Origin of the sequence: Serratia sp. S4, from assembly GCF_000347995.1 — a bacterium.
In the GTDB taxonomy this organism is placed as follows: domain Bacteria; phylum Pseudomonadota; class Gammaproteobacteria; order Enterobacterales; family Enterobacteriaceae; genus Serratia; species Serratia quinivorans.
Genome location: NZ_KB661120.1, coordinates 4,054,726 through 4,078,784, shown reverse-complemented (window position 1 = coordinate 4,078,784; position 24,059 = coordinate 4,054,726). Strand labels below are relative to the sequence as shown.

Annotated in this window: 20 protein-coding genes, 1 other RNA gene and 2 pseudogenes; 4 read left to right on the top strand and 19 right to left on the bottom strand. The window is 51.0% G+C overall.

Annotated features, from left to right (window positions below; all coding sequences use genetic code 11):
• Positions 1–25: 25 nt before the first annotated feature.
• The 7 genes from SERS4_RS0119685 to SERS4_RS0119655 all read right to left on the bottom strand — a co-directional run bounded on the left by SERS4_RS0119685 (position 26) and on the right by SERS4_RS0119655 (position 9,162).
• Entirely contained in the window at positions 26–1,306 is a 1,281-nt protein-coding gene (locus SERS4_RS0119685; protein WP_017893750.1) for a DUF3300 domain-containing protein, read from the bottom strand.
• Positions 1,307–1,473: 167 nt separating this feature from the next.
• Positions 1,474–2,226, bottom strand: coding sequence for a MipA/OmpV family protein (locus SERS4_RS0119680; RefSeq protein WP_012146407.1), 753 nt, complete (start codon positions 2,224–2,226; stop codon positions 1,474–1,476).
• A 51-nt stretch (positions 2,227–2,277) separates the two neighbouring features.
• A complete protein-coding gene (locus SERS4_RS0119675) occupies positions 2,278–5,379 on the bottom strand; it encodes an efflux RND transporter permease subunit (protein ID WP_017893749.1) in 3,102 nt (1,033 codons plus the stop codon).
• A gap of 13 nt (positions 5,380–5,392) precedes the next feature.
• Positions 5,393–6,571 (bottom strand): efflux RND transporter periplasmic adaptor subunit, encoded by a 1,179-nt coding sequence (locus tag SERS4_RS0119670; protein ID WP_371257927.1) that lies wholly within the window; start codon positions 6,569–6,571, stop codon positions 5,393–5,395.
• A gap of 232 nt (positions 6,572–6,803) precedes the next feature.
• Positions 6,804–7,484 carry a helix-turn-helix domain-containing protein gene (locus SERS4_RS0119665; protein WP_012146404.1) on the bottom strand — a complete coding sequence of 227 codons (681 nt, stop codon included), beginning with the start codon at positions 7,482–7,484 and terminating at the stop codon, positions 6,804–6,806.
• A 160-nt stretch (positions 7,485–7,644) separates the two neighbouring features.
• A complete protein-coding gene (locus tag SERS4_RS0119660) occupies positions 7,645–8,025 on the bottom strand; it encodes a Spy/CpxP family protein refolding chaperone (protein ID WP_026142502.1) in 381 nt (126 codons plus the stop codon).
• A gap of 201 nt (positions 8,026–8,226) precedes the next feature.
• Positions 8,227–9,162, bottom strand: coding sequence for a LysR family transcriptional regulator (locus SERS4_RS0119655; protein WP_026142501.1), 936 nt, complete (start codon positions 9,160–9,162; stop codon positions 8,227–8,229).
• 137 nt (positions 9,163–9,299) lie between these two features.
• On the opposite strand from SERS4_RS0119655, the gene SERS4_RS0119650 reads away from it, so the two are divergent.
• From SERS4_RS0119650 to SERS4_RS0119640, 3 genes are read left to right on the top strand one after another with little or no spacing between them, the layout of a single operon-like run.
• Positions 9,300–9,953 (top strand): DUF3313 domain-containing protein, encoded by a 654-nt coding sequence (locus SERS4_RS0119650; RefSeq protein ID WP_017893746.1) that lies wholly within the window; start codon positions 9,300–9,302, stop codon positions 9,951–9,953.
• A 39-nt stretch (positions 9,954–9,992) separates the two neighbouring features.
• Positions 9,993–10,340: a DUF3302 domain-containing protein gene (locus tag SERS4_RS0119645; protein ID WP_012146400.1), complete on the top strand. Its 348-nt coding sequence runs from the start codon at positions 9,993–9,995 to the stop codon at positions 10,338–10,340.
• Positions 10,341–10,349: 9 nt separating this feature from the next.
• Entirely contained in the window at positions 10,350–11,486 is a 1,137-nt protein-coding gene (locus SERS4_RS0119640; protein WP_017893745.1) for an HlyD family secretion protein, read from the top strand.
• A 150-nt stretch (positions 11,487–11,636) separates the two neighbouring features.
• Here SERS4_RS0119640 and SERS4_RS0119635 read toward each other — a convergent pair whose 3' ends face one another.
• From SERS4_RS0119635 to SERS4_RS27090, 9 genes are all read right to left on the bottom strand, one after another.
• Positions 11,637–12,260 (bottom strand): helix-turn-helix transcriptional regulator, encoded by a 624-nt coding sequence (locus tag SERS4_RS0119635; protein ID WP_017893744.1) that lies wholly within the window; start codon positions 12,258–12,260, stop codon positions 11,637–11,639.
• Between the two features lie 127 nt (positions 12,261–12,387).
• Complete coding sequence (locus SERS4_RS0119630; protein WP_017893743.1) at positions 12,388–12,717, bottom strand: addiction module antidote protein; 330 nt, start codon at positions 12,715–12,717, stop codon at positions 12,388–12,390.
• A 104-nt stretch (positions 12,718–12,821) separates the two neighbouring features.
• Positions 12,822–13,355 (bottom strand): fimbrial protein, encoded by a 534-nt coding sequence (locus SERS4_RS0119625; RefSeq protein ID WP_017893742.1) that lies wholly within the window; start codon positions 13,353–13,355, stop codon positions 12,822–12,824.
• Positions 13,356–13,410: 55 nt separating this feature from the next.
• The gene (locus tag SERS4_RS0119620) at positions 13,411–14,430 is read right to left on the bottom strand and encodes a fimbrial protein (protein WP_172641818.1); all 1,020 of its coding nucleotides are present in this window, start codon (positions 14,428–14,430) and stop codon (positions 13,411–13,413) included.
• A gap of 17 nt (positions 14,431–14,447) precedes the next feature.
• Positions 14,448–17,090, bottom strand: a complete 2,643-nt coding sequence (locus SERS4_RS25845; protein WP_071593058.1) for a fimbria/pilus outer membrane usher protein — start codon at positions 17,088–17,090, stop codon at positions 14,448–14,450.
• A gap of 115 nt (positions 17,091–17,205) precedes the next feature.
• Complete coding sequence (locus SERS4_RS0119610; protein WP_017893739.1) at positions 17,206–17,904, bottom strand: molecular chaperone; 699 nt, start codon at positions 17,902–17,904, stop codon at positions 17,206–17,208.
• Positions 17,905–18,081: 177 nt separating this feature from the next.
• A complete protein-coding gene (locus SERS4_RS0119605) occupies positions 18,082–18,603 on the bottom strand; it encodes a fimbrial protein (RefSeq protein WP_026142497.1) in 522 nt (173 codons plus the stop codon).
• A 426-nt stretch (positions 18,604–19,029) separates the two neighbouring features.
• Positions 19,030–19,623 (bottom strand): tyrosine-type DNA invertase, encoded by a 594-nt coding sequence (locus SERS4_RS0119600; protein WP_026142496.1) that lies wholly within the window; start codon positions 19,621–19,623, stop codon positions 19,030–19,032.
• A gap of 579 nt (positions 19,624–20,202) precedes the next feature.
• Positions 20,203–20,589, bottom strand: a complete 387-nt coding sequence (locus SERS4_RS27090) for a hypothetical protein (protein WP_156816660.1) — start codon at positions 20,587–20,589, stop codon at positions 20,203–20,205.
• Between the two features lie 963 nt (positions 20,590–21,552).
• Between SERS4_RS27090 and SERS4_RS25975 the strand changes: the two genes are divergently transcribed.
• A complete protein-coding gene (locus SERS4_RS25975; RefSeq protein ID WP_017893735.1) occupies positions 21,553–22,218 on the top strand; it encodes a winged helix-turn-helix transcriptional regulator in 666 nt (221 codons plus the stop codon).
• Between the two features lie 535 nt (positions 22,219–22,753).
• Here the strand turns inward: SERS4_RS25975 and SERS4_RS0119590 are convergent.
• The 3 genes and pseudogenes from SERS4_RS0119590 to ssrA all read right to left on the bottom strand — a co-directional run.
• Positions 22,754–23,276 (bottom strand): annotated as a pseudogene (locus SERS4_RS0119590) (primase-like DNA-binding domain-containing protein); the annotation flags it as partial.
• A gap of 1 nt (position 23,277) precedes the next feature.
• A pseudogene (locus SERS4_RS0119585) lies at positions 23,278–23,463 on the bottom strand (integrase arm-type DNA-binding domain-containing protein); the annotation flags it as partial.
• Positions 23,464–23,655: 192 nt separating this feature from the next.
• Positions 23,656–24,036: a transfer-messenger RNA gene (gene ssrA, locus SERS4_RS26555) on the bottom strand.
• Positions 24,037–24,059: the final 23 nt, after the last annotated feature.

Genomic DNA, 24,059 nt, shown 5'->3' with positions numbered 1-24,059 from the left:
GCTGTGGGCTGTTGTCTGAGTGCGATCACAGCCGGCGGCGATGATTATTCCCGCCGAAGAGATGTCCATCCCCCCACGAGTGGTTCAGCGCGGTGGAAAATGCCGGGTGGGATGCACCATCGCCGAAGGGACGCACATCCCGCTCACGTTGGAACTGGGGCTGATGCACGGAGGACAAGCGCACCGGTCCGGGGGCCAGATGACGTTCGGATTGCAATCCGCTGCTGCGCTGGGGCAGGGCATGCTCGACATGACGTTCCGGCTGGCGTGTCGTGGTACGGACTGGGCCTGCGTAACGCTCGGCATTGCGATGCGGGTCGAAGGTCGGTGAACGGAGACCCTGATGCTCCAGGGGCGTGGCATGCCGTGGGGTAAAGTTACTGCGCGCCGGTGAGAAATGCGGTTCGCTGAAGGGCGCGCGTGGCCCATATCCGTTGTGATGCCAACCGTTATTGCTGATAAAGGTCCGGTTGTTATATACCACTACCGGGCTGCCGCCCCAGTGCACACCCCAGTTATTATCGAACATCGATCCGACCATGACCCCGGCGGTAAAGCTGATCAACCCGGTAGCCACCATGTCACTGGTACTGTAAGCCGGTGGTGGCGCATAGCCCGGATAGTAGGCCACTGGCGGATTGCCATAAACGGCGGTGCCGTAGCTGGGCACATACACCACGCTTGGCTGGGCCGGTTTGATGACGATGGTCTGGGTCGGTGCAGCCGTGGTCTTATTGGCCGCAGTCGCGGGCGTGCCTGCCGCGTTATTAGCGGTAACGATAACTTGCTGTTGTGCGTTGCTTTTCAACGCACCACTGTTGCTGGCGCGTTGACGCAGTAGCTGAACCGCGTTCATCACGTCGCTCGGATCCTGGCTATAAGCGCTGCCCAGTGCCTGAGTCCAACCCGGATTCTGTGCCATTTGCTGCAGCACGTCGGGGAAGGTCACCATGGCTTTTACCGCCGGCGCCCAGGGCTGCGCGTTAACTGCCTGCGTCAGTGCGCTGCCGGTCAGGCTTTTGTTTTGCAGCAGCCAGGCATTGGCGGCGGTAACCTGATCGGGCGTGGTGCTCGCTGCCAGGACCTGTGCCAGCAAATTATCCGGGAACAGGGCGATCGGACCGAGCAGTGAGTACAACTGCTGAGTGCTTGCGGCACTTTGTGGTTGGCCGCCATTTTGCACCAGTGGTACCGGCGCGGTGGCAGATGACGAAGACGGCGGTGCAGGGCGGTCTTGCGCTCGGTCGCAACCACTCAGCGCCAGCAGCGCCATCAGAACCCAGGGTAATTTTTTCATGTTGAACATGCGATGTTCCTCTTGTTGAGCCGAGGATCTCTTGAGCCATTCAGGGGGAAGCGCCGACCTGGCTGCGGCGTTTAACGCCATTCCCCGCTCAGTTTCTCGGATGCCCCAGAATCCCATGTTCACTCATTGGGCGATATTTAAACCGGGTCCGGAATCGGACCGCCGGGTCAGAAGCGGTAGGTCACGCCGGTCCATAGCATGCCGCTGCCGCTTTTATCCACCATCGGGCTGTCGGTGATGCTGTTCGCCAGGTGGGTATAGCGCCCGGTGATAAAGGTCGTCCATTGCGGGGTGAGCTGGTAGCTGGCTGACAGTTCCAGATAGGGCGACCAGGACGAGCCGGCCTTATAAGCAGATAGTCCGCTGCGCGCCGACTCATCGGAAGAAACGCCATAGTAGTAATCATTGGTTTTGCCGTTGCTGTAGGTGACGCCAACGCCGGGCCGAAGTTGCCAATCACCGCGTTCGATCGGGTACAGATAGGCGACGTCGCCGGTAAAGCCGTTGCTGTTGTTCAGCATATCGGTCGCCAGCTCGGTACGGAGGGTGCCCCAACTGGCCTGGTGGCGATAGCCGATACCGCCCATCATGGTGGCGTGGCGGTTGTTCAACTGTTTCATGGCGTCGTTGTCGCTGTCGGAGGCCTTGAAATGCAACGGAGAATAGTAGGCATTCAGGCTGAGCTGATTCTGCTGGTCCTTCCACAGATAGGCTCCGGCGCTAAGCCCCTGCACGAAGAAACGGTCACTGTCATAACCGATCACCGGCAGTGGCATTACCCGGTCCTGTTCCCCCTGATAGGGGCTGGGGCTGACCAGCACCGACGCACCCAGTGTCCACGGGCTTTGCGCCCAGGCGGGGTGGCTTAAGCAACCCGCGCTCAGCAGGATCCAGGTTAATTTTTGTTTTTTAATCATCATTAGACCTTTTAAAAAAGTGCGGGCCAATGCGGCCCGCCAGGGTTAATCGGTTTATTTACGGCCGAAGCGACGTTGGACGACAACGAAGAATACCGGGACCAGGAATATCGCCAACAGGGTGGCGCTGATCATGCCGAACATGACGCCGGTGCCGACTGCGTTCTGCGCGCCGGAACCGGCACCGCTGCTGAGAACCAGCGGCAGCACGCCAAGAATAAAGGCCAGCGAGGTCATCAGAATCGGACGCAGACGCATGCGGGTGGCTTCAAGGGTGGCGGCAATCAGCGGTTTGCCCTCTTTCTCCATCAGATCCTTGGCGAATTCGACGATAAGAATGGCGTTTTTGGCTGACAGGCCAATGGTGGTCAGCAGGCCGACCTGGAAGTAAACGTCGTTATTGAGGCCGCGTAAGGTGGCCCCCAACAGCGCACCGACCACGCCGAGCGGCACCACCAGCATTACGGCAAACGGGATGGACCAGCTCTCATACAGCGCCGCCAGGCACAGGAACACCACCACCAGCGAGATGGCGTACAGCGCGGGAGCCTGGTTGCCGGAAAGTCGTTCCTGATAAGACATGCCGGTCCAGTCATAGCCGATGCCCTTCGGCAGTTTGGCCGCCAGTTTTTCCATCAGCATCATCGCCTGGCCTGAACTGCGCCCCGGGGCCGGTTCACCCAGAATTTCCATCGAAGGCAGACCGTTGTAACGCTCCAGGCGTGGTGAACCGTATTCCCAGTGCGCGCTGGCAAAGGCGGAGAACGGTACCATCTGGCCGCGGTTACCCTTCACGTACCATTGGTTGAGATCGTCCGGCAGCATGCGGTACGGCGCATCGGCCTGCACATAGACCTTTTTCACCCGACCGCGATCGATAAAGTCATTAACGTAGGTGCCGCCCCAGGCGGTAGACAGCGTCTGGTTGATGTCGTCAACCGAAACCCCCAGCGCCTCGGCCTTGGCCTGATCGACATCAACCTTGAACTGCGGCGTGTCCTCCAGGCCATTCGGACGAATTTTGGTTGCCACGTTAGGGTATTTGGCGGCCATAAACAGCAACTGGTTACGTGCCTTGGTTAACGCGGCATGGCCGAGACCACCGTTGTCGATCAGCTCGAAGTCAAAGCCGGTAGCGGTGCCGAGATCGGTAATCGCCGGCAGGTTAAAGGCAAAGGCGATACCTTGTTTGATCGTGTGGGCAAAGGCCATATTGGCGCGCTTGATGATCGCCTCAACCTTGTTTTTCTCCCCTGGACGTTGGCTCCAGTCCTTCAGGCTGACAAACGCCAACCCGTTATTCTGGCCATTGCCGTTAAAGCCGAACCCGGCAACGGTGAAGACCGAATTGACGTTAGCCTTCTCCTTGTTCAGGTAGTAGTGGGTTACCTGGCCCAATACGGCCTCGGTGCGTTGCTGGGTGGCGCCGGCCGGCAGTTGGATCATGTTCATGAATACCCCCTGATCCTCGTCGGGCAGGAAGGCGGTGGGCAAGCGGATGAACAGCAGCGCCATACCAATCACAATCAGAAGGTAGATCAGCAGCATACGACCGGTATGGTTGAGGATATTGCCGATGCTGCCCTGATAATGTTGGGTGCTGCGGTCGAACAGGCGGTTAAACCAGGCGAAGAAGCCGGTTTTGGGCGCATGCACGCCGGGTTTCAACAGCGTGACGCACAGTGCCGGCGTCAGGATCATCGCCACCAGTACCGACAGCACCATGGCGGAAACGATGGTGACTGAAAACTGGCGATAGATGGCGCCGGTTGAGCCACCGAAGAACGCCATGGGAATAAATACCGCCGACAGCACCATGGCGATGCCCACCAGTGCGCCCTGGATCTGCGCCATCGATTTGCGTGTGGCCTCTTTGGGCGGTAATCCTTCCTCCGTCATGACCCGTTCGACGTTCTCTACCACCACGATGGCATCATCCACCAACAGGCCTATCGCCAGCACCATACCGAACATTGTCAGGGTGTTTATCGAGAAGCCGAAGGCCGCCAGAATGGCAAAGGTTCCCAGCAACACCACCGGCACCGCAATGGTCGGGATCAGCGTGGCACGGAGATTTTGCAGGAACAGAGACATCACCAGGAACACCAGGATGATGGCTTCGATCAGCGTTTTCACCACTTCACCGATCGAGATTTTAACGAATGGCGTGGTGTCATACGGATATACCACGTGCATCCCGGCCGGGAAATAAGGTTCCAGACGACCAATTTCAGCCTTCACCGCGTTGGCGGTATCCAGCGCGTTGGCGCCGGTGGCTAATTTAATCCCCAGCCCGGCGGCCGGTTTGCCGTTGTATTCGGCGCTGGTGGTGTAGTTTTCGCTGCCCAGCGCAATGCGCGCAACGTCACGTAGATGCACCTGAGAACCATCCTGATTGACACGCAGCAGGATATTACCGAACTGCTGCGGCGAACTGAGGCGGGTTTGGGCAATGATCGATGCGTTGAGCTGCTGCCCCGGTACCGCCGGCAAGGCGCCGAGCTGGCCACCGGCAATCTGGTTATTCTGCGCCTTGATGGCACGCACCACGTCTTCGCTGGTCAGTTGGTAATTATCCAGCTTGTTGGGATCCAGCCAGATGCGCATGGCGTATTGCGCGCCGAATAACTGTACCTGACCGACGCCGCTGGTACGGCTGATCGGGTCTTTGATATTGGCGACCGCATAGTCCGCCAGATCGGCCTGCGTCATGGCACTGCTGTCGGAAGTGAAGGCGGCCACCATCAGGAAACTGCTGGAGGCCTTCTGCACGTTAATCCCCTGATCCTGCACGGTCTGCGGCAGCAGCGGCATCGCCAGTTGCAGCTTGTTTTGCACCTGTACCTGAGCAATGTCCGGATCGGTGCCGGTGGCAAAGGTCAGGGTGACCGTGGCGTTACCGGCGGCGTCACTGTTGGACGACATGTACATCAGGCCGTCCAGGCCATTCATATTCTGCTCAATCACCTGGGTGACCGTATCCTGCACCGTCTTGGCGTCGGCCCCCGGATAGGTGGCGCTGATACTGACCGCCGGCGGCGCGATGGTCGGATACTGCGCGATCGGCAGCTTCATGATGGACAGGGCACCGGCCATCATGACGATGATGGCGATGACCCAGGCAAATATCGGGCGGTTGATAAAGAAATTAGACATGCCTTGGCGCCCCTTAACCGTGATACACGTCAGACAAGGCCTGAGCGGTGTCCGGCGTCTCTTCCGTTGCCCGTACCTGCATGCCCGGCTTCAGGCGCATCAGGCCGCTGACGATCACTTTGTCGCCGGCCTGCAACCCCGACGTCACCAACCATTTGTCGCCAATCGCCTGGCTGGCGATCACCTGACGTAACTGTGCTTTATTGTGGGCGTCGACAATCAGCGCCGTGGCTTCGCCGCGCGGGTTGCGAGTGATACCTTGCTGCGGTACCAATAGCGCGTTTTTCTGTTGACCCTGGTCAATTTCGGCGCGGACATACATGCCGGGCAGCAGGCTGTGCTGCGGATTAGGGATGATCGCGCGCAGGGTAATGGAACCGGTGCTTTGGTCAACGGTGACGTCGGAGAATTCCAGGGTGCCGGTAGGCTGATAGCGCTGGCCGTTATTTAGGATCAGGCTGACCGGCACTTTGCCGCCGTTGTGGGTAATGGTACCGGAGGCGATAGCCTGTTTGAGCTTGAGGAAATCGTCGCTGGACTGGGTGACGTCGACATACATCGGATCCAATTGTTGTACCGTCGCCAGCGCGCTGTTCTGGCTGGAGGTCACCAGCGCACCTTCGGTGACGCTGGATTTGCCGATGCGCCCGGAGATTGGCGCAATAACCTTGGTGTACTGCAGGTTGATGCGTGCGCTTTCCAGTGCAGCGCGGGCGGCGATTACATCGGCATCGGCCTGTCTGGCTTGAGCCACGCTGGTGTCGAACTCCTGCGGACTGACGTAGTTTTTGGCCCGCAGCGGTTGTTCACGCTTTACGGTCAGATGCGCTATTTCGCTGCTGGCCTGGGCCTTTTTCAGATCGCCCAGCGCGCTGTCGCAGGCGGCCTGATAGCTGGCCGGGTCGATCTGATACAGCGATTGGCCGGCCTGTACGTCACTGCCTTCGACAAACTGGCGCTTGAGGATAATACCGCTGACCTGAGGCCGGACTTCCGCCGTGCGGTAAGCATTGGTGCGACCCGGCAGTTCTGTTTTTATTGCCAGTGGCTGAGAGCGCAAGGTGACTACACCGACCGGATGCGGCGGAAGCTGTGCAGATTTGGGATTTTGATCCTTGCAGCCGGTAAGCAACAGACCGCCGCACAGCAGCAGACTGCCGGTTAAGCATAATGCGTATTTGTTCATGGTTATCCCGTTGGCCAGAAGGTATAGCAACGCGCTCTGGCGGCTGATTAAATACAGAAAGAGATTGATTGCGGTGTATTTTACGGAATAATCAGAAAGGAAAGAGTCCGAATTCGGACCGGATAATGATGGGCATAGGATTTTATTACTCTATTATTGCCACTGTGTGTAAGCAATAAGAAAGCTAGAAAGACAATATCAGTAGTGTCCGTTGCCGCTGGCATCCCCAGCGGCTTTTTTAATAACGCTGAGGCAAATTAAACACCTGAGTAAGGTGGCCTTTCTCCATGGCAATATAACCGCCAGTCTTCAAGTCACTCAAACATTTTAATATGGTGCTGCGAGCCAGTGTGGTGCGTTCCTGAATATACCTCAATGCCGAATAGTCGAGCCGTGTGCTTTCTGGTGCATTGATCAATTCCAATAGCTTGCCGCGGATGGCGTCATAAGCATGGTTATTCAGCAAGTGCAGGTCACGCAGGCTGGCGAAATGCAGTTGATAAGCCAAAATGCGCGAAACGTCGGCCCATAACATGGGGTGCTGGTCGAGTTTTTGCAGCACCTTGCTGCCTGCCACCACATGGATCTCACAGTCTTTTTCCAGATGCAGATAGGTTTGTCCCACCGGGTGCAGCAACTCCGCCAGGCCGATGATATGTGGCGCGTAGATGGTGGTCATCAGCAGGTCGTCCGACTGACGATGCAGATTAACCGCACCCTGCAACAGCAGGAATACCTGAGGGTTTTTACCACTGAACTGGCGTGAGCGTCTGGCGGTCACTTCGACGGCCTCGGGTTTCAGCTCCGCCATCAGACGAGCAATGATGTCGCTTGGCTTATGCGGAATGATTTTTTGCAGCGCATCGTTGAAGTGGTCGTTGCCTGGAGCACTCCCGGCTGCATGCGGCTTGTCTGTCACCTTGATTCCCCGTTAATCAGCACGTTAGCTTGTAGTTTATGCGTGTTGTACCGGCTGAGTATAGGGGAGGCTGCTTAATTCGGGGAATTAAACGTTTTTTGCCCTGGGCGTAACCCACTGCCGGGGGAATGACTGGCAGTGGGTATAGCTGGGAATGGGGTTACTTGATCATTTTTTGCAGTTTGGTTTTCTGCTCTGGCGTCAGGGTTTGCATTACGTCAAACAAGTAGCGGTAACGGATATATTCCGCCTGTTGTTGATAAATGCCCATTTCGGCAATGCGTTTTTTTACCGTTGGCTCGTCCCACTGAGAGGAGCCAAGCACTTTCAGAATGGCGCCGTTGTCGACCTTATCCGTTTTGATGCTGTCGAGCTGCAGTTGCGCCTTATCGCGAATAACATGTATTTCCTGACGCTGTGTTTGGCTCAGATCCAATACACCGGCCAGACGACTGGCGCTTTGCAAGCCTTCGGCGGCAAAAACAGAACCGGCGGAAAATAAACACATGCCGGCGATCAGCATTTTTATTCTTCTTTTCATTATCTACTCCTTATATTTGTCTCATGGCGATATTACGCATTAATTTAAATTCAGTGCGGTTGCGAATGTTTCAAGATATATTAAAATTGAAGGTTTTTATTTTATTTCATAAGGTTGTGCCCAGAGTCCGAAATTGGACTCTGGGTTTATTTAAATAATATGCCGGGAGTGGTAGCCGTATGCGTTAATGGTTGCTGGTGGTTAGACCAATCGATGTTCGTGCAGCTTAATGGTATTCATGATGCTGTCCATCATCACCTGCACCCGGTGGGGTAACACGCCACGTTGGCGGTAAATAAGATACGCCTGCATATCGATGCAGCGTTCGCGCTCAATGCAGGGCAGCAGTGAACCGGACTCCAGCGCCGAGGCCACCGAGTAGTAAGGGGCATAAACAATGCCCAGCCCCTGCTTGGCTAACTCAATCGCCGGCAGAATATTGTCGCAGATGCTGGTGCCGTTGACCGCTACATCGACCAACTGCCCCAGCGAGTTGTAACAGCTCCAGGTATTACGGCTGCCGCCCAATACCCGCAGGGTGATGCAGCGATGCTGCGTCAATTCAGTCGGCTCCACGAGCGGAGAGTTGGCGATATAATCCGGCGATGCAAACAGCCCCACCCGGAAGCGGGTCAGTGGTCGGGCGATCAGGCTTTCATTCTGTGGCTGGAAGAAACTGATCAGCAGATCGCTGTCACTGTCGAAAACCGCGCCATATTTTTTCTCACGTTCATCCGGATTGCGGGTCACCAGGTCGACGATCAGTTCGGGTGACTCGCGCAGCAACGGCGGCAGTAGATAACGGGTCAGGAATGAATGGATGCCGATCGGTGCGCCAAGCGTCACCATGCCGTTCAGGCTTTGTTTATAGGTGCCGGACATATCGAGCAGGTCGTTATGCTCATCCAATAGCTGAGCGGCGCGGCGTAAAAACTGTTCACCAAACTCGGTCAAAGACAGCGTTCGTGGGCTGCGTAGAAATATCTCAAGGCCAAGTCGCCGTTCCAGCGCCGTCAGGGTGCGCGACACATTGGATTGCGGCATATCCAGCAGCTGTGCCGCCTTGCTGACGCTGGCGGTTTCGGCGATGGTGCGAACGATCCTGAGTTCGTCGATCCTGAAGTCTTTTGCTTTCACGCGGTGAGCCATTCTGAGTTTGTATATCAAAAATGATATACATTTTTGCCGTTATTGTCATATGACTTATCACTGACCGGCGGGTATTCTTTTGGTCAATTATTTGCTATGCATTAAAATTGACATGGAAGATTATAATGAAAAAAACCTGCGCGATAATTTTACCCGTGGCGTTAACATTGACCGCCTGCTCATCATCGGTCACTGAAAAAGAGAAATTCTCGACGTTTCTGCCTAATTATAATGATATTACCAAGAGCCAATCGGCCTCCGGCAAGGACGTATTATATTGGAAGGATAAGAACGTTGATTTTTCCAAATATAAATATCTGGTTTACCAGCCGATGATCTATTTCCCACGGCCAAAGCCTAGCGAGATGGTGAGCCAGCAGGCGCTTGATAATATTCTCAGTTACACCAACAGGCAGTTCAAGCAAGCTATGGGGTCGCATTTTACCCTGGAGGATGTTCCGCGTGAAAACACGCTGATTTTCCGTGGAGCTATCACGGCGATCGACACGCAGAAGAAGGGGCTACAGGTGTATGAGGTACTGCCGATTACGCTGCTGGTTGCCGCAACGCAAAGCGTAACCGGCCACCGCACCATGGAAAGCGCCGTTTATATGGAAGGTGAATTTATCGACGCTTCAACCAACCAGCCGGTAATCAAAGTGGTGAGGAAGGCGTCCGGAGAGAATCTGAATAATGAAAAGTCGCAGTTAAAAGTGGCCGATGTGAAAAATGCCATAGATACCATTGCCAATGATATTAAAGAATATAAGACGTCATAGACGTCGGTAATTAGTTTGCCTTATTAACCAGGGTTTCGCATGTTTCTAGATTACTTCGCTTTAGGCGTATTGATCGCCGTGTTTTTAATTCTGTTTTACGGCGTGATCATTATCCACGATATTCCTTATCTGCTGGCCAAGAAACGCCAGCACCCGCATCAGGATGCTATCCATGTGGCAGGCTGGGTTAGCCTGTTTACTTTGCATGCCATTTGGCCACTGTTATGGATTTGGGCGACCTTATACCGGCCGGAACGGGGCTGGGGAATGAGCGACAAAGCTGATCAACCTGATCTGCTGCAGGCACGAATTAATCGGCTCGAAAGTGAATTGCAGCGTATGCAGACGCAGGTTGCCGCTCAAAGCTCGTCGTCCAATAAAGGTTAAGCAAACAGTATGGATCTCTTAATTATTCTCAGCTACGTTGCGCTGAGCTACGGCGTATTCAAACTGTTCCGTATTCCGGTCAATAAATGGACGGTGCCGACGGCGGTGCTTGGCGGTATTTTCATTGTGGGTGCCTTAATCCTGGGCATGAATTACAACCATCCTTATACCTACCGGGCGCAGAAGATCGCGATATCCGTGCCGATCGTCCCGCAGGTCTCGGGGATGATTGTTGAAGTTACCGATAAAACCAACGTGTTACTGCGCAAAGGGGAAGTTCTGTTTCGCCTTGATGATACCCGCTACCGCGCCCGACTCAACAAACTGCAGGCGGAGCTTGCCGGTGCGCAGGCGGATGTACGTGGGCGCCAGGCGACATTGAATGAGTCTGCCGCGAATGTTCAGCGGGTAAATGCCGAGTATGAGCGAGCACGCAAGGATTATCAGCGCTATGCCAAAGGCGCGACCATGGCGGTCAACCCTTTTTCTGAGCAAGACATCAGCCATGCGCAGCAACAATACCAGGCGCAATCCGCCGCGCTGCAGGTCGCCAGGGCCCAGCATCAGCAGGCGAAGGAACAGCTTTCGGGCCACTACAATGGTGAAGATGCCCATATCGCCAGCCTGAAATCACAAATTGCAGAGGCCACCTATAACCTGGAACAAACCACTATTCGCGCACCCAGCGACGGTTATGTTACCCAGGTATTGGCCAGACCGGGCACCACCGCGGTGCGTTTGCCTTTCAAGCCGGTGATGATTTTTATTCCGCAGCAAAAACGGCAGGTGGTAGCGGTATTCCGACAAAACTCGATCCTGCGTTTAACCGAGGGCGATAAAGCCGAGGTGGTATTTAACGGCTTGCCGGGCAAAGTCTATGGTGGCTCGGTGACGCGGGTGTTGCCGGTGGTACCGGATGGCAGCTACCAGGCTAGCGGGGCATTGCAGGGGTTAAATGTCGGCGCCCAACAGGAAGGGGTTTACGTGATGATTGATCTGGCCCCCAGCAAGGAACTCGACAAACTGCCCGATGGCGTGACGGCGCAGACTGCAGTGTATACCGAGCACTTTGAGCATCTTTCCATTATGCGTAAAGTCCTGTTGCGCATGACCAGCTGGATGCACTACCTGTATTTGGATCACTAGTGGCAAGAGGTTTGTGCCGTTGATTCTAAAGCCCGTAATTTAGGTTACGGGTTTTAGAGGAACATTTCTGACAGGCGGTCGAAGGTAGAGTAGGGAAACTGCTCAGTAAAAGTATGTTCATCAGTATGATGGGTGGCAAGCAGTGGGTTATCACTCATTTTTAATTTTCTTTTCTTGACTGATACCGGATAAACCGCCTTGCAGCATCCAATGGAAGAGTTCACAAGTACGTCTGAAGTTTAATTTTTTCATTGCCGCTCGTTTATGAGCGCTTATGGTTTTTACATTGATCCCCATGCTAATTGCTGCGCCAGTAGGTGTCTTGCCTTGCTTCAGATGAAATAAAACTTCATGTTCTCGTGAGGTGAGGGGTTCATAAATAAAATATTCAGAGGCCGGTAATATCTTTTTTGATGATGACTCTTGTGAAGATAAGGCGTCTTCAATTCGCTGTAATACATGATTAACCGATTGGTTTCGGTATAATATGTTTGATTCATTTATACCTTGGTATAAATGTTTTAAATGAACGTATTTTTTATCCGTAATAACGAAGTAAAACGGGTTTGATTCGTTAGCCTTGGTGGAAGCAGCGATGAATGTCCCACAGCATATCGCCTGGAAAATAACATCAGCAGCTATAGTACTATAGCCCGCGGGGAGCATCTCGGCATTAATGTTTTTATTTTTTAAATGTAGGGACAGTGCCATAAATAACCCGGCAGTATAAAACTTATCATTGTCAATGATGGCGATGCTCAATATCTTATTCATGAGTGTATTATCTTTCGTGCGGAATAAACTCAGCTCTATCAGCAAAGATAGGGCGCTGCCAACCAAAACATGGAGTTATTCAGGCGTCTTGAAATAGAGCCTTATTTTCTATGTAATGCATCTACACTTACCCATGTAACAGCATCAAATCGTCCACTTCGGTTACCGATGTGAATTTCATTCCGGAGGCGTGAATAACCCGCGATATCGTCTTCAGTTTTGGGTTTCCTTTGGGGGACAATGCACGATATAGCGTTTCTCTCGAAATACGTGCTTTGTCAGCGATTACCGTTACCCCCCCATTGGCTTCAACAATGTGACTCAGTGCGATGAGGAAGGCTTCTTCTCCTCCGTCGTCATCAAGTTCTTCTAAAGCGGTATTTAAATAGGCGAGAGCAAAGGCCTGATCTTTACGAATTAGCTCGATAATGCTGGAATAATGATCTCGATATTTCATATTTATCTCCTCTGGTCATTTCGAATCAGAGAAATGACCAGATAATACCTTCGCTGAAAATCACATGTTGAACGCCAGGCTTTTCGTCCTGGCGGTTCATGTTATCAAGGATAATTAAGGGTAAATTGTGCCGTCCCGTTGGCCACACCCGGCGTTATTTCTGACCGTGGCACGGTAGACTGATAACGTGCAACAAACGTCAGGGTATTGCTCCCTGCCACCAGGTTTTGTGTGGCTGAAGGTGTGCCAAGGTTGATTTTAGTATTAAGGCCGTCTGCAATATAGATAGCCACACCGCTGGCCGTTCCTGCACCCGAGTCAATCGCCAGTAGCGTGTTATCCTTGCTGTCTGCCGTTCCGGTAAATGTCACCGTGGCCTGAGCGCTGGCAGAGCATTGAACACCCAGCGTAAATGACTTCGGCGAAGATAAAGCGCCGACCTTGTCTAAACTCGTGTTGCTCACGGTCCCTAACGCCACCGTTTGTGATGCTGTCGGAGTCTCAATTGAGCAGGCACTGGTTCTGATTGTCCCATGGAAATTAACGGGCACATCTGCTGCAAAGGACATGAAGCAGATCGCCAGACCCAGAACGATTATTGCGAAGTAGAGTAAGATATTCACTTTAGTATCATGCATTATAAAATCCTCGATGAAGAGGTCACACCTCAACAAACCTGTTTTAGTGTCGCGACTATTCAATATTGGTAATAATCGTGGCTGTTGATTTAAATTCACCGGCCGCAGGCTCTTTACCGGTGGTGTTGACCGGATACGATTTAAACGACGTCGAGCCTTTCTGTGTGGCGTGATCCAGCACTGCGGATAACTTGCCACTGTTCGGGGTCAGAACAGCACCGCTCATATCTTCAAGGCGAACACCCACATCCGGGTTATTTGTTGCCAGCGCATTGCTGTCATCCGGTGAGGCCTGCCCTTTAAAGGTGAAACTGAGTTTGACACCTTGTGCCATATTGGTACAAACATAGGCCAGCTGTTCCACTTTCGCGGCGTACCCCGTCGGCCCGGCGCCTTTGGTTTTTAAGGCATTGCTCAGGATGTTACCAAACTCAATATTGATCACCTGGCCATCGTTAATCCTGCAGGATTGCGGCACGGTAATGGTGCCGGAAATATTGACAATGGCCAGAGGCGTTGCAGGATAACTCCCTGATGTTTTGCTGCCAAAAATACGCATCACCGTGGTTGAAGGGATCACAGATTGGCCGACAAACGCTTTTTTAAAATACAAATTCACATGACCATAACCACCGGTCTCAAATGTTTGGGCGCCGCAACCTGATGAATAGGCATTATTTACATCGTTAAATGGTACCGATACCCATCGTTGTGCATAGCCACTGATCCAAACATCGGTGCCCACCGCCAGATATTCATTCACTGAATAATAAGTATCAGCCCCATTTTTATAAGCAACGTCAGATAAAGGCACGTCAGTCTTGTAATAGGTAACACCCGAGGAAGTACAGTCACAAGACCCTATATAATCACTAGGCAACGACCAGTAATAGGCATTCTTGATAACACGACCCGCGACGTTTTGACTCGGGTCGGTTAAGTTGTACGTGAACGGGGCCGTAAATACGTGTGTTCCATTGTTAGCCGTACACCATCCCGTCCCCGCCCAGGCCCCTGAGTGCCAGAGCAGGAGCAGTATGGCACCCAGACCTAATTTCATTATTTTCTTAAACATGTTTAGTCTCATCGTCTTTACCCGCAGTTAACCACTGTTTTTTGCACACCCACGGCTTTGCCCTTCTCGCCTGCCGCTGCCGGCAGCGTAAAGTTCCCATGGCATTGCTGCGTGCCGCCGCTGCCCCATTTCGCCACCAGGCTGCCGCTTTGTGGCAAACCGCTCAGGTAGGCCTGGCCCTCCTCACCGACGATAGCCGCGTTGCCGTCGTCACCGGCCAGGGCGACGGTGGCCCCAAACGGCACGGCCTGGCCACCGTGCATCAGGGTGAGCAACACCCGTGCACCCACATGGGTTTTGTAATCGGCCAGCACAACCGCCCCCGCCGTCGGGACCACCGACGTCACGTTTTCGTTCAGGTCGATATTATCCCCGAGTAAACCCGGGTCCAGGCCGATACGGGCACGTCGGTATGGACTCAGGTAAGGGACGATGGCGTAACCCCGCCAGTCGGTGTAAACCCCGGCGCCGTTTTGTACCTTGACGCCATTCGCTTCCGGTGCACGTACCAGCGCCACCGCATTCATGTCGCCATTCATCGGCTGGCCAAGGGTCACACCGTACGGGTGCGCAATGACTGAACCCTGCAGCCCGTAGTTCAGCTGATGTGCATCTTTGCTGTAGTTGTAGCCTGCATTTGCTTCGCCGTAGGTCCCGCGGTAGTCGGCGCTGGCAAGCCCACTGTAACCCTCGCCATGATTGCCGTAGCCCTGTGCAACGCTGTAGGACAGATTGTTGTCATCAAGCAGGGTTCCGTTCAGACCCACCTGGTTGCGCACCTGGCCGTGCAAATCACTGGTGGTGCTGTTGTTCAGGTACGCGTTGGGCAGCCAGTTCGACAGCGGCACGCTGATGCTCAGCGCCAGCTGCTGGTTATTACCCGCAATCGGGTAGGCATTTTCGCTGTAGGTATACATCAGCGTCCAACTGACGCTGTTCCAGGAATTGCTGTAACCCGCACTGAGGCTGCGTTCATATCCGCCATCATTCCAGTAATCCTGCTGATAGCCGGAGAACGACAGCGAGCCCCATTCGCCCCCCATCAGGTTCTGGGTCAGGTCGATTTGCAGTCGGCTGCGTTTGTTACCCAGGGTATTGAAGAAATACCCATCATCGTGCGCCCGATTATCCATCGCTTCGCTAAAGGCGTAGAACCCCGTGGTCGAATAGCGATAGCCCGCCAGCGTCACCGTTGAGTCGGTGGCGGCAATGTTTTTCGAATACTGGAAGCGATAAGACTGCCCTTGCTTGTTGTCCGCGGAGTCGAGCGTGGTGTAGGCCTGGGTCGCATCCAGGGAGATAGAGCCCAATTCGCCTAACCCAAACCCCATCCCCAGGGCCAACGCGTTGTAGTTGTTCGACGTCTGGAAGCCACCGTATGCCGTCACCGCATGCGGCAATCCATACAGCACGGTGCCTTGGCCCAGAATGGGCTCTTCGTCATAGTCGTTTGGCGCCCGATATTTCCCGACCGTAAAGGCATATTTCAGACGCCCTTCACGCTGCATCATGGGCACGTTGGAAAAGGGCTGAATATAGCTGCGCTGAGATCCGTTGGCTTCGGTGATGGTGACCAGCAAGTCGCCGCTCGATGAGGTCGGATAGAGGTCATTGATCGTGAACGCCCCTGGCGGCACATAAGTCTGGTAAATCACCGAGCCGTTTTGCTTCACGGTGACTTTGGCATTGCTGTTGGCAATCCCGCGTACGGTAGGGGCAAAGCCGCGTAAGCTGTCCGGCAGCATGTTGTCATCGGAGGCTATCTGGGCGCCACGGAACTGTACACTGTCAAACACGTCCGACGGCGTATAGCTGTCGCCTGCGGTAAATTGTCCTTTTATCGCGGCGATTTGGTGCTGCGCATAGGTGTTAATCGAGTCCCAATGGCTCTGCCTGTTGCGGCTGCTATCGTTCGGACTCGTGGTATTGACAGGGCCCTGATTGTAGCCAGTGCGACTGTTATCCGTGCGTTGCGTGGTGTTGTTGTAGTTCCAGGTGCTGTAGTTGCGCAAACGCCAGCCGCCCAGGTTGATACCACTGCGTAGATTAAGAAAATAGCTGTCGTTGCGGCTGTCGTTGCTATCCTGCCAGCCGTTTGAACCGGTAAAGCTGTAGTCCATCAGCAGGGCGGGCACGCCTTCATCCCAGAATTTTGGATCCACTGCACCTTGTGCCGACACATTCATATTGTCCTGTGGCACGGTGACATTCAGTGACTGTCGGGAAAAGTCGAATCGGGTTGTTGCTGATGGAATATAGCGCTGTAAATTTTTCAGCACGGTGTCTTTCGGGATGCCGATCAGCGTCTTTAGCGACGCGACCTTAACGCCCCACTGTGACAGCAATGCTGGCGTCAGCTCGGGATAGAGTTTGCCATCGGTCCCGGTGATGAAGTTTACGTCCAGGGTATCCTGCTGTTCTCCGTTCATGTACACGTCGACATGATAGCGCCCCGGTGCCTGCCCACCGGTTTCGGAGAATTGTGACAGATCCACCGGGGTCTTCGACGGGTTGTCGATTTCAAGGGCGTTGGGGTTGAAGCTGTCGGCAGCCCATACGGGCATCTGTACGGTATAAATCAGTGCTATCAGAACAGCCAGTTTTGCTGGTCTGAATGTCAGAGTCCTTGCCAGAACCTGCTGCCTGTACGCATTTGTCATTATTATCGGCATATGTTCACCTTTTAAAATCATCTTTGCTCAATGCCCACTCCCTTCATACAGGGCAAGAAAGAGTTGCGTGTTGCATCAATCACGCTTGCCTTGCGGCATGGGCTCAGTTCAGCGGGGACGTTATCGTCTTGCTGTTGCCCCCAAAATCATTGATGACCTGCCAGCTCACCACCTGTCCGGACGCCGCTGATGGCATCGGATAGGCAACGCTGCTCTTCGGCGGCACCATCACGTTGGTGGTAATCACGGGCGCGTTGCCCACTTTCAGTGAGAAGAACGAGAGGTAAAACGGTGACGGATTACTGACCTGCAACTGATTACCCTGGCGGTGGAAGCTCACTGCCTGGTAGCTTTCTTCTGGGGTGGTCTTCAGGTTTGCAGGCCGATAGAACAGCTTGATGCGTGTTTTTACGGAGATCTGCAGCACGTTTTTGTCGGTTCTGGATGTCGATGGGATCGACTTGACGTTCATCCAAAACACCGATTCGCGGTCTTCCGGCAGAGTGCCGCCGGCGCGGATGATGCGCAGCAGGTTTTCGTTGCCGGGATCGAGACGAAACAGAGGGGGGGTGACGACAAAAGGCGGCTTGGGGTTTTCCGTATGGTCGCCAAGCGGGCCGTCAGCATCTGCCCAGGACTGAATCAGATAGGGGATTTTGTCCGGGTTGCTGATCGACAGAGAGGTTTCGCGCTTGTCAGCATTGTAGACCACGCGAGTACCGCCCACGACGATACCCGCATGCGCTACGCCCGCCCAAATGCTTATTGCCAGAAAGATGCCTGTGCTCAATCTGCTTTTCATGTGTTGGGTAACCTGTGATTAAAAAGAATTGCCTGAATCACCGAATAACAACGGCTTATCTACAACGGATACCAGGAACTCATCGCTATGGGCGATGCTTCTTCCGTTCTGTTATCTGTTGCGCGTCGATAAAACCGATGACATGCGTCATCGGTTTTTTACGTAAGGCTTTGCGTTTTACTGGTAGTTGATAGTGAACTGAGAGGTCCCATTTGCAGTACCGGCACCGACGGCAGCAGCAGTGGCTACATAACGACCCACGAACGTCAGATCTGCAGTATGATCAGCCGCAATGGGGTAGGTAGGGGAAGCAGTGTGCAGCGGGATTGGCACACCGTTGTTGTCGGCAATTTCGATGCCAACAGCGGTCGCTGTCTGAGCTGAATCCAGTTTCAGCAGGTTGGTGTTGGCAGAATCGGAAACACCGTCAAATTTCACAGTAACGGAAGTGAGACTGGTCGGGCATGTCGTCAGTCTGATCTTGAACTTGGTCGGTGATGCTTTGTCACCAGCTGCGGCAAAAGCTTTGGTAGAGACATCGCCTAACACAACGGTCTGGTCTTTAGACGCTGTATCAACGGTACAGGCATCAGCAATGATGTTACCGGTAAATTTCACCGTGCCATCGGCTGCGTGTGCCATGTTTGCCCCTGCCATAACCGAGCCTGTCATCATCAATACCAAAAGAGACTTTTTCATTAAATTTAATCCCAATAAATGTTTCATAATCGTCGGGCTTAGCAAATTGCCGTTTAAAAACAATCAGTTAAATCGGCTTTTTGACGTAAGCTGAGTACAGTTCGGTCAGTGAAAAAACCACACACTTTGGACCAAATTGTAATTATTGGTATTAAATTCTGTAAAATGTATATTTTGTGGTTATTTGTTCTTTGTTGGTTGTTTTCTTTGGAGTAAAAAAACGCCCTGGTTAGGGCGTTAATACTCTTGGTCGGAGGAGGAATAAAAGCCTGAAGGCATGCAAATGGCAGGAAAAACATCATGAGATATCAATAATGAGTAAGGTTAATTTCGTGAAAAGTTATTCTATTACAATGTCATAGCAAATAAGTCCAAAAATGGACAAAGACAGTAATTGACACGCTTTAAATTAATCTTAAATATATATTACAGTTTGGTCCAAAGTGTATTGTTATTGTCATTTTCTTTTTGCCAAACGCCCTTAAATCGCTCTGCATTACTGGCAGTGTAAAGAACAGTGTGGCGAATGTTTCGATGTCCCAAATAATCCTGAATCAATCGTGTATCTGTTCCCAAATCCGCCATTCTATAGCCGCAGGAATGCCTGAGCATATGAGGGTGTACGGGGACGGAAATATTAGATAATTCCCCATAACGTTTTAATAGAAGATAAAATTGCTGCCGGGATAATGGCCCGCCTTTTTGCGACAAAAATAACCAGTCGCTATCGGCATCACGCCATTTAGCGCGTTCGGTTATCCAATTCTTGAGTAAATCGTTTTCCCGGATTATTAGTGGGTGTATAGTCGATAGGCCATTTTTTAAACGCCGGACATTGATGATACCATCAATAAGATCTATATCTTGTAATGTGATACGGCAGAGCTCACTGGCACGAAAGCCGTGGACATAACACATGTATATCAAACAACAGTCTCGAGCAGCATGCCGCGTTTCACTTGCTTTTTTGAGTATTAGCTCAATTTCATTTTTGGTTAAGTATTTTCTATTTTTTTCCATTACTGTCTCCGACAAAATTTGCGCACTCTGTATAGTTGATACGGTATGAAAAAGCAATTTAATTAATAAATTATACTGTTGCTCTTTCATATATTATGCAGTTAAGGTTTTTATGGTGTGTGCTGATATCGATGTTCCATGGTTACCTTTACGTGCGGGAAACAAGCCTAATTTAGATATAGCTATCCATCATCTCTTTTCAGTTTCCTGGAAAAAATCTACATGCCTGGTGTAAGCTGCTATTACCTGGGAGAGTGTGTTTTTTTCTGCCTGCTTCTTACAGGGCAGAGAATAGCAGGTGAATTACCCCTCTCACACATGGCTCCGCCAACGCTGGCAGGTATTGCAGATCTTTTTTATTCGTAGGGAATCGTTTTTTCTATGCCAAAATTAATATCGATATCGCGTTGGTCTCTTAAAGTGTTTTTTTCCCTATTTTTATAAAAATACCATTTATTTTTCACGTCATATTCTGATTGTGTTTAGCTTCTGCGAAGTAGTTTTATAGGGAGCCTTTCTCAATTGAGACGTGGAAACCATGTCGAGGCAGCAAAGAGTTTTTGAAAGAGATTAAACGCCTTACAATATGTCATTAATTTTAGATGGCGTTGTCGAAGGGGCAGATGGCATAGCCAGCAATTGCAGATCGCTCTCTGCAACAATCGCATAGTTACTGTTACTGAACATCCTTACCCTCCATTTTAATGCTACATGGATCGGCTTTGGCACGACCCTCAACCGTTTTAGATTGTGTGTCTCGATATTGTGAATTTGAGCTGTTTGGGTAGATGTTGGAGATCTAGCCCTATGTCCAGAAAAACCAAGAGTGTCACCATTTACATTGCCTGGAGTTGCTAAAGTGGCCATTTTTCTCCCAAATGACATCGGTTCGATACTGGTTAATAATTTGGTTAAATATGTATTATTGAACATAAATTTTGCATTTCTCGTATCGATATTTGGCATGGCTAGTATCAACTCACGTTTATCTCAAACATACGAAAAGGTGAGGTGATGTTTTTACAATATAAAATAATCTGCCTGCTAAGCAATAATCTAAATGTAATATTTCAATATTATATTTTTTGAGTCAAATAAATTGACAATCCATTTTTAGACAATGTTGTAAGCTGTTGAAATTTAAGTAATATTCAACGATTATTATTTCACGTACATTACAGTAGAAAGTATAACGGTATAAAAACAGCTCTCCGATTATGTATTACAAGGCTGTTACATCGTTTTAATGCTCTGCCCACATAGCGTGACCCAATGCACAGAAACAAAAGAAACGAGTAGCTAGTGTGCACCAGTTAAGTGATACAATCATAATAATAAATTTCAAATTTCAACAGGTGCTTAACAAATCAGTTTTGAACATATGGGTTACAATTCGTAACCTATTTAGGCGCTGATTTATAAAAAAGTTGCATAGCAACGATATCAAAGCAATTAACGGATAATCGTTTAGGCCTATTGCATACATCGGTAAGTGAGGACGATAATTGATATATAATTAATACTATTTTAGTCATATGCACTGCATGAGTAGTCAAATTCTTCATCATGCCCATTCATAATCACATTTTATGGGGGGGGGCTGTAGAACTGCTCTATAGCAATAGTAGTGCTTTCGACTGGGTGTAAAATAACGCCATCTCTACTGCTTCATTGAGGATGGAACATTACCCGGAAATTATAATAAAACATTGTAAAATTAGTGTGTTATAAAATACTTATGAGGAGTTTTTAAATAACATGAGCACAGTTACTTTCCATTTATTACTTTAGTTTATTGAACTCGAAAATCACAGTGATTTACTCAGGTATTTAAAGGGCAGGAATGATTTTCGATTCATATGGATAGTTAATGTTATCTCTTCAGTTGATAGTAAATAGCATACAAGAATATCTTTAAGGATCAATGAGATGTCAGTAAAATACGCCTTTCAATCAGACAATATATTCGCATTAGCAGCAAAACCGGAAGGGATCTTCAAACATCTATGCAAGATGCTTGCTAAAGGAGGTACCCCTTTTTATCTTGATAAGGGGGAGAAACTGCCAAAAAATCGAACTCAACTATCTGATGTGAAATGTGTTTTTTTTATTGAAAATGGTGATTTTACGCTGACAAGACGTGAGGACATGTTGCTATTTGCAACAGATACCGCGCCATTCATTTTTGGTTTAACCGAGTTGTTTCATTACCCGAGTTATTTTGAACTCATCGCAGATAGCCCTTGCAGCGGTAATCTTGTATTGGTTGAAACGCTGCATGAAAAGATATCCATGGCGGGACTATGGCCTGAAGTTGCTCAGGTTATGACCTATTTTGTACAGCAACTTACCTTGCGCGATCGTCAGCTCGTCGCTGTTGATTCCTATACGATGGTGAGACATAAGCTGGCAGAATTGATGTCATTGCCGGAAGAAGCGAGACAATCGATCAATGTGCAGCAGTTTATTCATCAAAGGACGGGTTTGTCACGAAGTGGGGTTTTAAAGATTTTGGCTGAATTACAACTTGGAGAGTATATAAATATTCATAAAGGTCGCTTAATTAGTATTCGAACATTGCCTGTCAATTACTGATACAGGCGCACTCCGTATGTCATCTCACCGTTCGAAAGACGTGGGGGAGAAGGTCCAGGATTTCCCCCATCAGTCAGGCATCGCTTCGTGTGGAATGACCACCCCACGATACTGAGTTACGGTGCTTGCGGATAACGAACTGCTCACGGGATTAGATGCATCCGACCCTGTAAATAATACTGTGTAACTGCCATCGTATTAGGAGTCAGTCCAGTTATCGTACCTCAGCAGGCATGCCATTTTTTCTGAAAAACGGTTAAGTATTAACTTAATTAAAAATTAAACACCCTCACTCTCTTTACTGTTCACGTCGCGTCGTTTGCCGTATGTGAATTAAAGAGACAAAAAACCGGCCTGGGCCGGTTTGGGGTACTGCTTTTATAATGTCAGCCACGGTATGGCCTGTATAATGCCCTGGTGTTGCCGTGTGTATCTTGTCCACTGCCACTATAGGCAACCTCAGCAACGGACGTCCAATGGGTTCGGCAGATCAATAACTGCCGATTGATCGGCCACACCGAGCGTCAACGACATATCATGCAATATCACACTTGGGCAACCAGTCAGCCTCACAATCCTCACTCAACGTCAGGTTGGTTTGCATACCCTGATTGGTTCTGCGTTTAAGCAACGTCAGCTCATGCTCCCTGAGCGTTTGTGGCACGGCTAACCCGAATGAGGTCAGGTTCATGGTATTTTGATGCCCACGCGCCTCCATAAATGACAAGTAAGCGTGATAGAGGTAACGGCGTGGATTGGCCGGTCTGATATTGCCGTTCCCCCATTAACATGCCCACCGGGGTACTCAGGGTCGTCAGGTAACCGCAGAAGTCCATTAACGGGTCTGATTGCGGCTTAATGGCTAATGCTTCCTCCGAACTCTGTTGCGCCTGCAGCAACTCACGGGCATCGTTCGGGTTGGCAAAGTGTTGCATCAAGTGTTGGACAATGACTGCCAACTCCCCACTGATTTTATCCAACCGCTGCGGGTCACGTTCCTTCGCCGGTATCGCTTCGGGAAAGGTGATAATCACCCGACGACGCGAGACACCGCCGTTAAGCGCCGAGGCTAACCATAGTCCGTGAACGGGTGCCGGGGCGGAGGTAGCGGAAACGCCACAGTTTCTTGCCGGTGGTTTTGACTAACAGGAACAGGCCGTCACCGTCGTGTAGGGTGAGGTCTTTCTCCAGGGCTTTGGCTTTTTGTACTTCGGTATGTGTGAGGGGGCGTGTAGTCCGCGCCATGTAAGGGTTCTTCCATAATTGGTATACGTTTATGGCATACATTTTAACGTATACCTAAACGTATACCAATAAATCCCGGATTTAGCTGGATGTTCTCGGACTACTACAGACACAAAAAAGCCCGCAAACCTAGGTGGGATGCGGGCTTTCCGTACTTCTCCGGACTTATCTGGTAATACCCGGATCATCATTTGGTGGAGCTGGGGGGATTTGAACCCCCGTCCGGAATTACTACACCGTCGGCACTACATGCTTAGTCCAATCTTCACATTCGCCGGTCAGCTGCGGATGGACACGCCACTAACAAACTAGCCTGATTGGGTTTAACGCTTCAGCCCCAGGCAGGACATCCACGCGATCTCTTTTGGGTTTGACCTCTCTTGATCCCCGTCCTAAGAGCGGAGGCTAGGGAGAGAGGGAATCTTCAGTTTCTTAGGCTGATTAAGCTGCTAAAGCAGCAGATTCGAATTGCGAGTCGTTTGCAATTATTTTTTTTGCGGCTTTTAACGAGGCAAACCGCCCCTCGGCATGCTCCTAAGGCCTCACAATCCCGTCGAATCCAGAATCAGCCCCAAGTTACGTCGCGCAGTATAACA

Excerpts from the sequence above, each read along its gene's own strand:
- SERS4_RS0119675 (WP_017893749.1), bottom strand. The coding sequence starts at position 5,379 with ATGTCTAATTTCTTTATCAACCGCCCGATATTTGCCTGGGTCATCGCC.
- SERS4_RS0119620 (WP_172641818.1), bottom strand. The coding sequence starts at position 14,430 with ATGTTTAAGAAAATAATGAAATTAGGTCTGGGTGCCATACTGCTCCTG.
- SERS4_RS0119630 (WP_017893743.1), bottom strand. The coding sequence starts at position 12,717 with ATGAAATATCGAGATCATTATTCCAGCATTATCGAGCTAATTCGTAAA.
- SERS4_RS0119625 (WP_017893742.1), bottom strand. The coding sequence starts at position 13,355 with ATGCATGATACTAAAGTGAATATCTTACTCTACTTCGCAATAATCGTT.
- SERS4_RS0119645 (WP_012146400.1), top strand. The coding sequence starts at position 9,993 with ATGTTTCTAGATTACTTCGCTTTAGGCGTATTGATCGCCGTGTTTTTA.
- SERS4_RS0119605 (WP_026142497.1), bottom strand. The coding sequence starts at position 18,603 with ATGAAAAAGTCTCTTTTGGTATTGATGATGACAGGCTCGGTTATGGCA.
- SERS4_RS0119650 (WP_017893746.1), top strand. The coding sequence starts at position 9,300 with ATGAAAAAAACCTGCGCGATAATTTTACCCGTGGCGTTAACATTGACC.
- SERS4_RS25975 (WP_017893735.1), top strand. The coding sequence starts at position 21,553 with ATGTCAGTAAAATACGCCTTTCAATCAGACAATATATTCGCATTAGCA.
- SERS4_RS25845 (WP_071593058.1), bottom strand. The coding sequence starts at position 17,090 with ATGACAAATGCGTACAGGCAGCAGGTTCTGGCAAGGACTCTGACATTC.
- SERS4_RS0119640 (WP_017893745.1), top strand. The coding sequence starts at position 10,350 with ATGGATCTCTTAATTATTCTCAGCTACGTTGCGCTGAGCTACGGCGTA.
- SERS4_RS0119680 (WP_012146407.1), bottom strand. The coding sequence starts at position 2,226 with ATGATGATTAAAAAACAAAAATTAACCTGGATCCTGCTGAGCGCGGGT.
- SERS4_RS0119600 (WP_026142496.1), bottom strand. The coding sequence starts at position 19,623 with ATGGAAAAAAATAGAAAATACTTAACCAAAAATGAAATTGAGCTAATA.
- SERS4_RS27090 (WP_156816660.1), bottom strand. The coding sequence starts at position 20,589 with ATGCCAAATATCGATACGAGAAATGCAAAATTTATGTTCAATAATACA.
- SERS4_RS0119685 (WP_017893750.1), bottom strand. The coding sequence starts at position 1,306 with ATGTTCAACATGAAAAAATTACCCTGGGTTCTGATGGCGCTGCTGGCG.
- SERS4_RS0119635 (WP_017893744.1), bottom strand. The coding sequence starts at position 12,260 with ATGAATAAGATATTGAGCATCGCCATCATTGACAATGATAAGTTTTAT.
- SERS4_RS0119610 (WP_017893739.1), bottom strand. The coding sequence starts at position 17,904 with ATGAAAAGCAGATTGAGCACAGGCATCTTTCTGGCAATAAGCATTTGG.
- SERS4_RS0119660 (WP_026142502.1), bottom strand. The coding sequence starts at position 8,025 with ATGAAAAGAAGAATAAAAATGCTGATCGCCGGCATGTGTTTATTTTCC.